This window comes from Rhodococcus rhodochrous (assembly GCF_900187265.1).
GTDB classification, from domain to species: domain Bacteria; phylum Actinomycetota; class Actinomycetes; order Mycobacteriales; family Mycobacteriaceae; genus Rhodococcus; species Rhodococcus rhodochrous.
Map to the genome: position 1 here is coordinate 4,370,561 of NZ_LT906450.1, position 13,741 is coordinate 4,384,301.

The 13,741-nt window shown below is 66.7% G+C and carries 9 protein-coding genes and 1 pseudogene; 5 read left to right on the plus strand and 5 right to left on the minus strand.

The window, feature by feature from the left end:
• Window positions 1-115 precede the first annotated feature (115 nt).
• On the plus strand, window positions 116-1,423 hold the full coding sequence (locus CKW34_RS20060; RefSeq protein ID WP_059384623.1) for a S1 family peptidase: 1,308 nt from the start codon (window positions 116-118) through the stop codon (window positions 1,421-1,423).
• Between the two features lie 331 nt (window positions 1,424-1,754).
• Here CKW34_RS20060 and CKW34_RS20065 read toward each other — a convergent pair whose 3' ends face one another.
• On the minus strand, window positions 1,755-2,447 hold the full coding sequence (locus CKW34_RS20065) for a hypothetical protein (RefSeq protein ID WP_059384624.1): 693 nt from the start codon (window positions 2,445-2,447) through the stop codon (window positions 1,755-1,757).
• 435 nt (window positions 2,448-2,882) lie between these two features.
• Between CKW34_RS20065 and CKW34_RS20070 the strand changes: the two genes are divergently transcribed.
• The gene (locus tag CKW34_RS20070; RefSeq protein WP_059384625.1) at window positions 2,883-6,074 is read left to right on the plus strand and encodes a (Fe-S)-binding protein; all 3,192 of its coding nucleotides are present in this window, start codon (window positions 2,883-2,885) and stop codon (window positions 6,072-6,074) included.
• Between the two features lie 63 nt (window positions 6,075-6,137).
• Here CKW34_RS20070 and CKW34_RS20075 read toward each other — a convergent pair whose 3' ends face one another.
• On the minus strand, window positions 6,138-6,782 hold the full coding sequence (locus CKW34_RS20075; RefSeq protein ID WP_059384626.1) for a hypothetical protein: 645 nt from the start codon (window positions 6,780-6,782) through the stop codon (window positions 6,138-6,140).
• Between the two features lie 41 nt (window positions 6,783-6,823).
• On the opposite strand from CKW34_RS20075, the pseudogene CKW34_RS20080 reads away from it, so the two are divergent.
• Window positions 6,824-7,633 (plus strand): annotated as a pseudogene (locus tag CKW34_RS20080) (IS5 family transposase).
• Window positions 7,634-7,716: 83 nt separating this feature from the next.
• Here the strand turns inward: CKW34_RS20080 and CKW34_RS20085 are convergent.
• The gene (locus CKW34_RS20085) at window positions 7,717-8,889 is read right to left on the minus strand and encodes an alkane 1-monooxygenase (protein ID WP_059384688.1); all 1,173 of its coding nucleotides are present in this window, start codon (window positions 8,887-8,889) and stop codon (window positions 7,717-7,719) included.
• Window positions 8,890-9,118: 229 nt separating this feature from the next.
• Window positions 9,119-9,322, minus strand: a complete 204-nt coding sequence (locus CKW34_RS20090; protein ID WP_006553044.1) for a cold-shock protein — start codon at window positions 9,320-9,322, stop codon at window positions 9,119-9,121.
• Window positions 9,323-9,488: 166 nt separating this feature from the next.
• Between CKW34_RS20090 and CKW34_RS20095 the strand changes: the two genes are divergently transcribed.
• Together CKW34_RS20095 and CKW34_RS20100 are read left to right on the plus strand one after the other, a co-directional pair.
• On the plus strand, window positions 9,489-10,745 hold the full coding sequence (locus tag CKW34_RS20095; RefSeq protein ID WP_059384687.1) for a pyridoxal phosphate-dependent aminotransferase: 1,257 nt from the start codon (window positions 9,489-9,491) through the stop codon (window positions 10,743-10,745).
• A gap of 330 nt (window positions 10,746-11,075) precedes the next feature.
• A complete protein-coding gene (locus CKW34_RS20100) occupies window positions 11,076-12,365 on the plus strand; it encodes a YibE/F family protein (RefSeq protein ID WP_059384686.1) in 1,290 nt (429 codons plus the stop codon).
• 9 nt (window positions 12,366-12,374) lie between these two features.
• Here CKW34_RS20100 and CKW34_RS20105 read toward each other — a convergent pair whose 3' ends face one another.
• Window positions 12,375-13,694 (minus strand): Hsp70 family protein, encoded by a 1,320-nt coding sequence (locus CKW34_RS20105; RefSeq protein WP_174479688.1) that lies wholly within the window; start codon window positions 13,692-13,694, stop codon window positions 12,375-12,377.
• Window positions 13,695-13,741: the final 47 nt, after the last annotated feature.

A 13,741-nucleotide genomic window follows, 5' to 3' on the forward strand; every position in this document is an offset into this window, starting at 1 on the left:
TAACCGAGAAGTACCTATGTACTTCCTCGCTCACCCCTTAGGATCGGACGGACGCCGATCCGCGGGGGAACGGCGCCTTCGCGCGTGCATGCGTGAAGGAACGAGAAAGGTATCCATGCGACGCACCTTCGCACGTCGGACGGCCGTCATCGGTTCGGCCGCACTGCTGCTCCTCGGTCCTGCCGTTGCCATCGCGCAGGCCGAACCCGAGACCGAACCCGCGCAGACATCGTCTCTGCCGGCCGAGCTCGTCGAGGCGTTGCAGCGCGACCTGAACATCGATGCCGAGCGCTTCCTCGCCGATGCGCAGCGCAGCCAGGATCTCGCCGCGTTCGCCGAGAAGGCACGGGAGCAGTTCGAAGCCGTCTTCGCCGGTGTGTGGCTGGACGACCAGGGCACCGCCACGGTCGGCCTGACCGAGGGTGACGGCTTCGAGGAGGCCCGCAAGGCCGCCGAGGATGCCGGATTCACCGTCGCCGAGACCGAACGCAGCGAGGACGCCCTCGAAGATCAGCTCGGCGCACTGGGCGACTGGCTCGAGACCCAGCCGCCCGCCGTCGCCGACGTCATCCGCGGCATCGCCATCGACGTGGTGAACAACGACGTCGTCGTGCGCACCGACAACGTGTCCGGTGTCGAGCTCCCCGACTTCCTCGACGGAGTGCGCGTGCTGTTCGCTCCCGCCGAGCTGACGCCGGAAGGCGCGACCGACCTGCAGCCCATCGCCGGTGGCCTCGACGCCCCCGACGCTCTCTTCGGTGGCGACGCCTACGCCGCGCTCGGCGCCGGCGAGGGCCTGCGCTGCTCGCTCGGCTTCAACGGCGAGGACGGCAACGGACAGCCCGTGAACATCACCGCCGGTCACTGCGACCCCAACCGCGCGCAGGCCGGCACTCGGTGGGCCTCCCAGGTCCACCAGCTCATCGGCGACAACCTCGGCCAGCATCTCGGCTCGTTCGAGAAGACGGTGCTCGACGGCAGCGACTACGCGCTGATCCGCCCCACCGCCGCTGCCGCGGGTCGCTTCGAGAACAACGGCGTGCGCGTTCCGTTCGCCGCTCCGCTGCCCATCACGGGTGTCGCGGATCCCGTCGTGGGCGCTCCGGTCTGCAAGTCGGGCCTGCGCACCGGCTACAGCTGCGGCGTCGTGACCGCCACCGGCCAGAACGTCGAGATCGGCCACCGCGTGCTCGAGAACGGCTTCTCCACCAACCTGTGCGCCCTGCAGGGTGACAGCGGTGGCACCCTCGTCACCGGCACCCTCGCCCTCGGCATCTCCAGCGCCTCGAACGTCGGCCAGTACGGCATGTGCGAGATCGCCGGGTTCGTCAGCGGCCTGCTCGGTGAGAGCCCCGAACTGTTCGCCACGCCGATCAAGACGGTCCTCGCGGAGAACCCGGGCCTGAAGGTCCGCACCTGGTAGGACAGGCTCCATACAAGAACGCGGCCCGGCTTTCCCAACATGGAGAGCCGGGCCTCGTCGCATACTCAGCGGTATGTGCTGCCACAGGAGCGTCACCGAGGAATCAAGATCGAGTCAGGTTAGGCTCTCTCCAACTCGGTCGGAACACGTGAGTCGGCCGCAAGAACAGAGGGAGAAGAAGTGCTCGGATCATCACTCCTGGGAAGCCTGGCGGTAGTGCTTACAGATCCACAGGTGCTGTGGAACTTGATCAGACTTTTTCTGGCCGCCTGACCAGGGTACGAAACAGCCCCGCCGCCCTTCCGGGCGACGGGGCTGTTCTCGCTCTTCCTTACTTGGCCCACTGCGTGGTTCCCGGAGGCGCGAACAGATCCTGGACCACTGCGATACCCGCGACCACAGCGGTCGGGCCACCGGCGACGAAAGCACCGATGGTGCCGCCACCACCTGCTCCGACCACACACCCACCGATGGCACCCGGAATCGTCCCGACAAGGCCGACGGCCGCGCCGACGATGCAGCCGATGATCGCACCTGCAACGGTGCCGATGGCCGTAGCCATGCCCAGCTGCGAAATGAAGTTCTGCTGCGACTTCAGGTTCTCCTCAGGCGACGCGACGTCGGTCAGCTTCAGGGCAACCGGGGTGATCGACGGCCCGACCTTGTCCTCGGGATCAACCGGCACGGCCTTATTCAGGTCCGTCGTCGGGGTCAGGGTCAGCGTCTTGCCGTCTTCGCTGATCTCACGCTCGAAGGGGAGCTGCAGATCGCCGAGCTGGATCGCGAGGGGCAGGCTGAGGACAGTGTTGCCGTCGTCGTCCTGCAGCTCGACGCTTTCACCGTCGCCGGAGATCCGGAACTGTCCGGCGTCGATGACAGTCTCGATGGACTCACCGTCGGGACGAACCTCGTAGTTGATGGCGTTCTCGTCCTGCGCAGCGGGCGCCGCATACGAGGTACCGGCGGTGATGCCCATGGCGGCGATCGTCATCGTCGCCACAGCGGCAAGCTTCTTCAGCTTCATCTTTTTCCGTTCTGTGACATGGCGCACGCCTGTTAAGACGCCCCCATTCTGCTGTATTGACCTGGAGTTCTACGTCCCCCGACGTGTACAGCCCACATGCGAACCCCATGTACCGGGCGAATCATAACCGACATCACATCCGGAGTGTTATACCCATTTGCCCGAATGGAAACAGCATCGTGGCCGGTACAGGGGTGCCGTGATCTCCGTGTGACACATGCCTCTTTTCAGACGAGTTAGGACATCCTGCGTGACTGCGGTATCACGTTTGACCTCTAGCGTGTCCGGGCACACGGTCTCCGATTCGACGCAGTCATAGCTACTGTCGGGTAACTCCAGATCAGACCAAGTTACCGGTGAGTAACTTAGCTTGCGTTACGATGCGGTGACTCATACCAGGCGGCACGACGCCGCCCCCGACACGAAAGGCCACGTATGAATGCCCTGACGATTACGTTGGGCACGATCGGCGTGCTGCTGAGCCTCGTGTGTTGGTTCGCGTTCATCAGCGGCGCGCTGAAGATGGTCAACACGATCCGGGTCGGCCAGCCGGCCCCGGACCGCTGGCGGCCGTTCTTCCCGCGCTTCAAGCAGATGGTCGTCGAATTCCTCGCGCACACGAAGATGGTCAAATTCCGGACCGTCGGCTGGGCGCACTGGCTGGTGATGGTCGGCTTCATGCTCGGCGCGATCGTCTGGTTCGAGGCCTACGGCCAGACGTTCGATCCGAACTTCCATTGGCCCCTCATCGGCGACACCGTCGTCTACCACTTCATCGACGAGATCCTCGGCCTCGGCACGGTGATCGGCATCCTGACGCTGATCTACATCCGCCAGCGCAACCATCCGCGTCAGCCCGGTCGGATGTCGCGCTTCAGTGGCTCGAACTTCAAGGCCGCCTACTTCGTCGAAGCGGTGGTGCTGCTCGAGGGCCTGGGCATGATCCTGGTGAAGGCCGGCAAGATCGCCACCTACCACCACCACAACGCCTACACCGACTTCTTCACGATGCAGGTCGCCCGGATCCTTCCGGAGAGCCCCGAACTGGTGTCGGTGTTCGCGTTCATCAAGCTCATGTCGGGCATGGTGTGGCTCTACATCGTCGGCCGCAACATCACCTGGGGTGTCGCGTGGCACCGCTTCTCGGCCTTCTTCAACATCTACTTCAAGCGTGAGGACGACGGCGGTCCCGCCCTCGGCGCCGCACGCCAGATGATGTCCGGCGGCAAGCCCGTCGACATGGAAGACGCCGACCCGGACAACGACACCTTCGGTGCCGGTCGCATCGAGGACTTCACGTGGAAGGGCTGGCTGGACTTCACGACCTGCACCGAGTGCGGTCGTTGCCAGTCGCAGTGCCCCGCCTGGAACACCGGTAAGCCGCTGTCGCCCAAGCTGCTCATCACGTCGCTGCGCGACCACGGTTACGCCAAGGCGCCCTACCTGCTCGCCGGCGGTCGCACCGATCTCGGTGGCGACGAGGTCGGGCTGGTCGACGCCGACGGCAACCCGGACGAGGCCAAGCTCGCGAAGATCCCGGCGTCGGCTCGCGAGGAGTCGGGTCGCAAGCTCGTCGGCGAGACCGAGGCGCTGGTCGAGGGCGGCGAGCTCGCTCCCGTCATCGACACCGAGACCCTGTGGTCGTGCACCAACTGTGGTGCGTGCGTCGAGCAGTGCCCGGTGGACATCGAGCACGTCGACCACATCATCGACATGCGTCGCTACCAGGTGCTCATCGAGTCGGACTTCCCGTCCGAGCTCGCGGGTCTGTTCAAGAACCTCGAGAACAAGGGCAACCCCTGGGGTCAGAACGCCAAGGACCGTCTCAACTGGATCAACGAGATGGAGTTCGACATCCCGGTCTTCGGCCAGGATGCCGACAGCTTCGACGGCTACGAGTACCTCTTCTGGGTCGGCTGTGCCGGTGCCTACGAGGACCGCGCGAAGAAGACCACGAAGGCCGTCGCCGAGCTCCTCGCGACCGCCGGCGTGAAGTTCATGGTCCTCGGCGCCGACGAGACCTGCACGGGCGACTCCGCTCGCCGCGCGGGCAACGAGTTCCTGTTCCAGCAGCTGGCGCAGCAGAACATCGAAGTCCTCAACGGTGTGTTCGAGGGCGTCGAGCCGAGCAAGCGCAAGATCGTCGTGACCTGCGCGCACTGCTTCAACGCGCTGAACAACGAGTACCCGCAGGTGGGTGGCAGCTACGAGGTCGTCCACCACACGCAGCTGCTCAACCGTCTCGTGCGGGCGAAGAAGCTGGTCCAGGTCAAGGCCGTCGGCCAGGACGTGACCTACCACGACCCGTGCTTCCTCGGACGGCACAACAAGGTCTACAACGCTCCGCGTGAGCTGATGGCGGCGTCGGGCGCGAAGCTCGTCGAGATGCCGCGTCACGGCGAGCGGTCCATGTGCTGTGGTGCCGGTGGTGCCCGCATGTGGATGGAGGAGAAGATCGGTAAGCGCATCAACATCGACCGTGTCGACGAAGCGCTCACCACGAATCCCGCCAAGATCGCGACCGGCTGCCCGTTCTGCCGCGTCATGCTCACCGATGGTGTGACGGCGCGTCAGGAAGAGGGCAAGGGTGAAGGCGTCGAGGTCATCGACGTCGCGCAGCTCATGCTCGAGTCCATCTCTCGCGTCGAGGCCGCCAAGCTCAGCGACAACCTCAAGGTCGTCCAGCAGCCGAAGACCCCGGTGGAGGTCGAGGAGACCGCGGAAGAGGTCGAGAAGGAGCGCGTCGAGGAGGTCGAGGCCGCAGCGGCAGCGCCGGCTGCTCCGAAGACCACCGGTGCCCCGAAGACCGGCGGTCTGCAGATGAAGGGCGGGCTCAAGGCTCCGGGCGGACCGAAGGCTCCCGGTGGCGCGAAGGCTCCTGCTGCTGAGGCAGCCGAGGCTCCGGCAGCGCCGAAGGCGAAGCCGGGCGGACTGCAGATGAAGGGCGGCCTGAAGGGTCCGGGCGCGAAGAAGGCTGCGGCTCCGGCTGCACCTGCCGCGTCGTCCGAGGCTTCTGCTGCTCCTGCGGCCGAGGCACCGGCAGCGCCGAAGGCCAAGCCGGGCGGACTGCAGATGAAGGGTGGCCTCAAGGCTCCGGGCGCGAAGGCCCCGGGTGCTGCGAAGCCGGCCGCACCTGCTGCCCCGGCCGAGTCGTCGGCGTCGTCGGAAGCTCCCGCAGCCGAGGCACCCGCGGTGCCGAAGGCGAAGCCGGGTGGTCTCCAGCTCAAGAGCGGCCTGAAGGGCCCCGGCGCCAAGAAGGCGGCTCCGGCAGCGAACTCTGCTCCCGCGGCTCCTGCCGAGGAAGCACCTGCTGCCGAGGCTCCCGCGGCGGAAGTTCCCGCTACGGAAGCGCCTGCGGAGCAGCCGAAGGAGTCGGCGATCCCGAAGGCGAAGCCGGGCGGACTGCAGCTCAAGAGTGGTCTGAAGGGACCGGGTGCGAAGAAGGCTGCGCCTGCCGCTCCGGCGAAGCCGGCGGCAGAGCCGGAGTCGACGCCGGAACCCGAGCCCGAGTCGGCACCGGAGCCCGAGGCCCCGGCAAAGCCGGAGGCCGAGGCGCCGGCGCCGCCGCAGGCAAAGCCCGGCGGTCTGCAGATCAAGAGCGGCATCAAGCCGCCGGGTCGCAAGTAAGTAGGTAAACAACCGAGAAGTGAGGCTCACAACCGTGGTGGTCAACCACTGGGGTTGTGAGCCTCACTTCTGCGTTGAGAGCCTTCGTACGACGTACCGCCCAACCGGGCCACTCCCCCGCTGCGCCAACCCCATGGCTGCGCGGATCTTCGACGCGAGCGCGCCCGGGTTCTCCAGCTCGTCCCATGTCCACCGCACGACCACCCACCCCGCCTGGCGTAACCGGTCCTCGCGCAGCTTCTCCTGATAGACGACGTCCTCCGCATCCTTGGTGGCGACACCGTCGCGTCGGTACTTGATACGACCGTCGAACTCACCGATGACACCGTGGTCGCGCCACAGAAAGTCCACCCGCGCGAGCCACCGATCGGCAGCGTCGAGCACGTCGACCTGGGTGAGTGGGATCGGTAGGCGCTCGTCGACCATCAGGATGCGACTGCGTGACTCGCCGACGCTGTCGCTACGGTCGTCCATCCGTCCCACCGCCCGCGAAGCACGTGCGCGTCCCGGATGAGCTCCCATCCGCTCCAGTGCACTCTGCAGCAATCCGATGTCGGTCAGACCCTGTCGCAACGCGCGGTCGCCGAGCACCACCGACTCTTCGAGCGGCTCGGTTGCTGCGATATCGACTACGGTCCGCGCGACCTCCAGTACGCGGACGCCGCACCTGTCCATCACCTCGGTGTCGTCGAGTCGCGCAGTGTGCATCACTCGTCCCGGCGTTCGTTTGTGCGGCATAATGCACCGTCGTGGTCGATGCGTTGTCTTCCCGGCTGGTACCGGATGCCTTGTGGGAGATCGTCGAACCGTCGCTGCCCGGATTCCGGGCGCGACCCCAAGGCGGCGGCCGGGCGGCGATCGATGATCGGGCGGTGTTCACCGCGATCGTCTATGTCCTCACCAGCGGCTGTGCCTGGCGGCACCTGCCACCGTCATTCGGAGTCAGTGTTCCGACCGCGCATAGACGGTTCACGACCTGGGCCAAGGCTGGGGTGTTCGACGAGCTGCACCGCCGGGTCCTCGATCGGCTCGGCGCCGGCGGGGACCTGGACTGGTCCGCCGCGATCCTCGACGCCGCGCACGTGCGGGCGAAAAGGGGGGCTCTCTGACCGGTCCCAGCCCGGTCGATCGACGCAAGAACGGCTCGAAGATCCACATCCTGTCCGACGCCGATGGTATCCCCGCTGGTCACCGCGGTGACCTCGGCGAACACCCACGACAGTGTCATGCTGCAGCCCATGGTCGCTGCGATTCCTGCGGTGCGTTCGCGTCGCGGTCCGCGGCGCCGCCGACCCGGCCGGTTGCGGGCGGACAAGGGTTACGACTACCCCGTACACCGCCGGTGGCTGCGGGCCCGGGGCATCGTTCCGCGGATCGCCCGCCGCGGCGTTGACAGCAGCGAACGACTCGGCCGCTACCGGTGGAAGATCGAACGCACCCTGGCTTGGCTGAGCGGCTATCGCCGGCTGACGATGCGCTACGAACGTCACGGTGAGAACTTTGCTTCCTTTCTCCAACTCGCCGCTGCGCTGACCTGCTTCAAGAAACTCACCAAATGAGACGTGCTCTTATCTCCCCAGGCGCGCATGATCCGCACGGGTGTGCGCATCACAGAAACGGCGCGGTCTCCCCGACACGGCGCCTAACTGCGATTACCGTATCGCGCCTGAACCGCCGTTCGTTTCTCAGGCTCAATATTGATTCGCGACACATCGTGCCCGTAATGCTCGAGCAGTCGCGGATCCATTATCCGCCGCCACAGCGGCGGGAACAGCGCGAGGATGATCAATACCGCGTAGCCGGCGGGCAACTGCGGCGCCTGCGGCATCGACCGCAGGGTCTGGTAGCGGCGCAGCGGATTGGCGTGATGGTCGCTGTGCCGTTGCAGGTTGTAGAGGAACAGGTTGGAACACACGTGGTTGCTGTTCCAGCTGTGCTGGGGTTGCACGCGTTCGTAGCTGCCGTCCGGGCGCTTCTTGCGCAGCAGCCCGTAGTGCTCGAGATAGTTGGCGCCTTCTAGGAACATGATCGCCATGACGGCCTGGACGACGAGCCACGGGGCGATCGACCAGCCGAACACCGCGATGAGCACGGCGTACAGGACGACGCTCAGCGCCCACGCGTTGAGGATGTCGTTGTGCCGCACGTTCCAGAACGACGTACCGCGACGTTCGAGGCGGCCCTTCTCGTAGCGGATCGCCGAGCGGAGGCTGCCGAACACCGAGCGGGGCAGGAAGCGCCAGTAGCTCTCCCCCATGCGGGCGGTGGCGGGGTCCTCCGGGGTCGCCACACGGGCGTGGTGTCCACGATTGTGTTCGACGTAGAAGTGGCCGTAGAACGACTGGGCGAGTGCGATCTTCGCGAGGCGCCGCTCGATGGTGGTGCGCTTGTGCCCGAGTTCGTGCGCCGCGTTGATGCCGACACCGCCGACGATGCCGAGCGTGGCGGCCATCGCGAACCGTTCGGCGCCGCCCATGGGCTGCGACACCCACATCCAGCATCCGAATGCCAGGCCCGCGTACTGCAGTGGGAGATACAGGTAGGTGCAGTAGCGGTAGTACCGGTCGTTCTCGAGCGTCCGCATCACGCTCTCGGGGGGATTGCTCGTGTCCAGCCTCGCGAACGCGTCGACCAGCGGGCAGACGACGGCGATGACCAGTGCACCGGTGGCCCAGAAGACGCCGAGGTGCAGGTATTCGACGAGGAAGTAGGCGATGAAGGGACTCAGGGGGACGACGAGTCCGTACAGCCAGAGGCGCTTCTTGGGGTCGGTCCATCGATCGTGCGTCGCGCTGCGAGGAGTCGCCGAATCCACAAACACCAATCCCCCAGGAAGGAAAAACCGTCCGGTACGAATCCCCCCGCACCGGATGAAACAAACTGTTACCCCACGACCCGGATATACCTTACAAGTAGTACTTACCGACGGGTAGGTCTATATGACCCCTATGTGGCGCAGAGCACACACCGCGGTAGTACACGACGACGGCGCCGCATCCTGAGATGCGACGCCGTCGAACGCGGAATTCTCGAAAGGGTGCGACCTAGATGGCGCGCACGCCCTGAGCCTGCGGGCCCTTCTGCCCCTGACCGATCTCGAACTCGACTCGTGCCCCCTCGTCCAGGGTCTTGAAGCCCGAACCCTGGATCTCGGAGTAATGGACGAAAACGTCTGCTCCCCCACCATCCTGCTCGATGAAACCGAAGCCCTTTTCCGCGTTGAACCACTTGACAGTGCCCTGCGCCATACCACTTGCTCCTTGCATTCCCCCACGTCACCCCGACGTGAGGCCTAGATGGACCTCGATCATCGCATTGATCCGGACATTCGTCGCGCCTTGTTTCCCAACTCGTTACCGCAACCGGCAAAACGCGGATGAAATCCTGTTGCGGCACGGTGGCACGATGTAAGCCGTGACTACCGAGGAGCAAGGCCAACTTCACCATCACATCAGCCGTCGGCTCGAGCAGTCGTCGAAGCTCCAGAACGTGCTCTACGAGATCCGCGGGCCGGTGCACGCCCACGCCGCGCGGCTCGAGGCCGAGGGGCATCGCATCCTCAAGCTCAACATCGGCAACCCCGCACCGTTCGGGTTCGAGGCGCCCGACACGATCGTGCAGGACATGATCGCGGCGCTGCCCCACGCGCAGGGCTACTCGGAGTCAAAGGGCATCGCCTCCGCCCGTCGCGCGATCGTCACGCGCTACGAGCTCGTGCCGCGCTTCCCGAAGTTCGACATCAACGATGTCTACCTGGGCAACGGCGTCTCCGAGCTCATCACCATCACCATGCAGGCCCTGCTCGACGACGGCGACGAGGTGCTCATCCCGGCACCCGACTATCCGTTGTGGACGGCGATGACCTCGCTCGCCGGTGGCACCCCCGTGCACTATCTGTGCGACGAGACCAACGACTGGAACCCGGACCTCGACGACATCGAGTCCCGGATCACCGACCGCACCAAGGCGATCGTGGTGATCAACCCGAACAACCCGACGGGCGCCGTGTACTCGCAGGAGGTGCTCGAGGGGATCGTGCGCCTCGCCCGCAAGCACCAGTTGCTGCTGCTCGCCGACGAGATCTACGACAAGATCCTGTACGACGACTCGAAGCACATCTCCCTCGCCTCGCTGGCCCCCGACCTGCTCTGCCTGACCTACAACGGCCTGTCGAAGGCGTACCGGGTCGCCGGCTACCGATCCGGCTGGATGGTCATCACCGGCCCGAAGGATCACGCAGAGGGCTTCCTCGAAGGCGTCGACCTGCTCGCCTCGACGCGGTTGTGCCCCAACGTGCCGGCCCAGCACGCCATCCAGGTGGCGCTCGGTGGCTACCAGAGCATCGAGGACCTGGTGCTGCCCGGCGGGCGCCTGCTCGAGCAGCGCGACGTCGCGTGGGAGCGGCTCAACGCCATTCCGGGCGTGAGCTGCGTGAAGCCGCGCGGCGCGCTCTACGCCTTCCCGCGTCTGGACCCGGAGGTCTACGACATCCACGACGACGAGAAGCTCGTGCAGGATCTGCTGCTGCAGGAGCGCATCCTCGTCACCCAGGGCACGGGCTTCAACTGGCCGAACCACGACCATCTGCGCATCGTCACGCTGCCGTGGGCACGCGATCTGGCGGTGGCGATCGAGCGGATCGGTAACTTCCTGTCCTCCTACAAGCAGTAGGAACTAGGCTTCCGACCCCGGGCCGGCAATCGTTGCCGAACAGTTATATTGCGCCTTTCGGGACCAAAGTCCCTGTTTAGAGGCACGGGCGACCTACCCGAACGGACAGTTTGTCGGGTTCGTGACCATCGCCACATGTCAACCCCTCCCCAACCCGGGGTCGGAACCAGTAATTTGTCCTATGGCACTAAGCACTACGCGCTGTGCCGGGCTCCCTGATCGATCGCCATCCCCCCCCTGTGCGAGATCAGGTGACGGTGGCGGGGACACCCCCCCTGCTCCCCGCCACCACCAGCCCCAACCATCTCGCCTCTTGGCTAGCCTGTCCGGGTGAATCACGGACACGGCCACTTCGGCCACGGACACGGTCACGGCCACGGGCAGGACGAAAGTCCCATCCCACTCGGACCCATCGCCGCGAAGATCGTCGTCGGCCTCCTGGCTGCGATCGGTCTCCTTGTGCTCTTCGGTACCGCCCTGTTGTGGCCGAGCAGCCGTTCCGTGGACATCCCCGCCCCCTTCCAGACGAGTAGCGGCGGCGCGGTCGTCACCGAGGCCGGAACCGTCGTCGAACAGGACACCGGCCCGTGCGGCAGCGCGTCCTTCGGGCGCGTCTTCACCGGTGAGCCGTCCCCTCCCTCGAGCAACGCCTTCGACTGCGAACGCAGCATCGTCGCCATCGAATCCGGTCCCGACGACGGTGCCCGGACCCTCCTCGAGGTGATCCCCGGCCCGGGTCAGCCCGAACTACAGGCCGGCGACGAGATCCGTCTCGTCCGCCAGACCGATCCGGCGGGTGCCACCCAGTACTCCTTCTACGACTACGCCCGCGGTTTCCCGCTCGCCCTGGTGGTCGCGGCCTTCGCTGTCGTGGTGGTCGCGATCGCCCGTTGGCGCGGTCTGCGGGCCCTGATCGGCCTGGTGGTCGCGTTCGGGGTGCTGGTGGTGTTCATGCTCCCGGCGCTCCTGGACGGCAAACCCGCCGTGCCGGTCGCACTGGTCGGCGGTGCACTGATCCTCTACGCGGTGCTCTATCTGGCGCACGGCGTGAATCTGAGGACCAGTTCGGCGCTGCTCGGCACACTCGCGTCGATGGTCGTCGCGGCCCTGCTGTCCTACGTCGCGATCCGGATGACGCACCTGACGGGCCTGTCGGAGGAACAGAACACCGACGTACAGCTGTACATCGGGCACGTGTCGATCTCGGGCCTGCTGTTGGCCGGATTCATCATCGGCTCACTGGGTGTGCTCAACGACGTCACCATCACGCAGGCGTCGTCGGCCTTCGAACTCGCCGGGCTCGATCCCGAGTCGTCACGTCGTGAGATCTTCTCGGCGGCGATGCGCGTGGGCCGCGACCACATCGCCAGCACCGTCTACACACTCGTCCTCGCCTACGCGGGCGGCGCGCTGCCTCTGCTGCTGCTGTTCTCGGTGGCCGGGCGCTCGATCACGGATGTGATCACGAGCGACGCCGTGGCGATCGAGCTGGTCCGCGCATGCGTCGGCGGCATCGCGCTCACGTTGTCGGTGCCGCTCACCACGGCGATCGCCGCCGTGCTCGCGCGTACCGACGCCCCCGGACAGCAGACGGGTGGCCGGCACGCGCGACGCGCGTGAGCGGGCGACTCAGGGAAGCCGGATCTGCGGCAGCGGCGGCAACTCGATCGTCGGCAGCGGCGGCAGCGTCGGCACCGGCACTCCCAGCCCCGGGATGGTCGGAGCCGGGGCGGGCGGAGGTTCGGGGGCCGGCGGCACCGGGCGCGGCGAATAGGTCGTCGGAACGGGCTCCGGCTCGACCGTGGTGGTCGTGGTGACCTGTGTGGGCGCCACCGCCGGTGCGGGGTTCTGGCGCGGCGCGTTGGTGGTCGTGGGGGTGTACGACTGGGTGGGGCTCGTTTCGTCGGTCGACGAACTGGTGAAGCCGGTGCTCAGCGCCACGCCGATGACCGCGACGACCGCGAGGGCCGTGCCGGCGATACCGGCGCCGGAGATCTGCTTGCCGCTGACCGACGGGCCGCGACCGGCCAGCGTCGCCCACCACGGCTTCTTCGCGTCGGCGGATTCCGGGCCGGAGGCGGCCGCGGTCGTCGGTGCGGCGGCCGCAGCGACGACGGGGATCTGCTCGGTATCGGCGCTCGTCGACGACGGGCGGCCCGGCACGATGCGGGTGAGGGTGCTCACCGGCTGCGAGTTCGCCGGCTTCGTGGCGGCCATGGCCCCGCCCTTGGCGAGCACGAGTTCGGGCTCGTGCGGCACCACCAGCGGCAGTCCGAGCCACGAGCGCAGCACCTCCTGCACGAGCGGGATGTGCGCGCCGCCGCCGAGCAGGACCACGGCCTCGGGGTTGCGACCGGCACGGGAGATCACCTGGTGCACGAACTGCGCCGACGACTCGACGCACTGTGCGATGAGCGGATCGAAGGTCTCGCGCGACATGAGCACGACCCCTGCAGCACCCGGCACGGCCACGGTCTCGCTCAGCGACAGCTTCTCCTTGGCCTCGCGGCACTGGGCGGACAATTCGTCGTCGGTGGCGGGGTCGTCGGGGCGCCACACACCGTTGGTGTCGAGCTGGTGGTCGCGGATCACGTTGTCGAAGACGCGGCCGCCGATGCTGTCGGTGCGTTCGGCGAGCACCTCGCGGGAGACGAGGTCGACGACGGTGACGGTGAGCCCAGCGTCGCCGAGGTCGTAGAAGACGGCGGTGTTGCTGCCGAGTTCGCCGGTGGCCTGCAGATAGGTGACGGCCGCCTCGGGTTCGGAGACGAGGAGGTAGCGGTCGATGTGTTCGACGGCCATCGCCGCGCGCAGGCGCTCGGCCTGGGCATGGTCGCGGTAGACCACTCCGACCCGCTCGATCGGATCGCCCGCGACACCCGTCTGGAAGAGCACCCCGAGGGTGCCCGCCGCCAGCCGTGCCGGATCGTCCTTACCGGTTTCGACCACCTGGAACTGGAACCCCGCCGTCGGGGTCGTTCGATCCACGGGCCGCA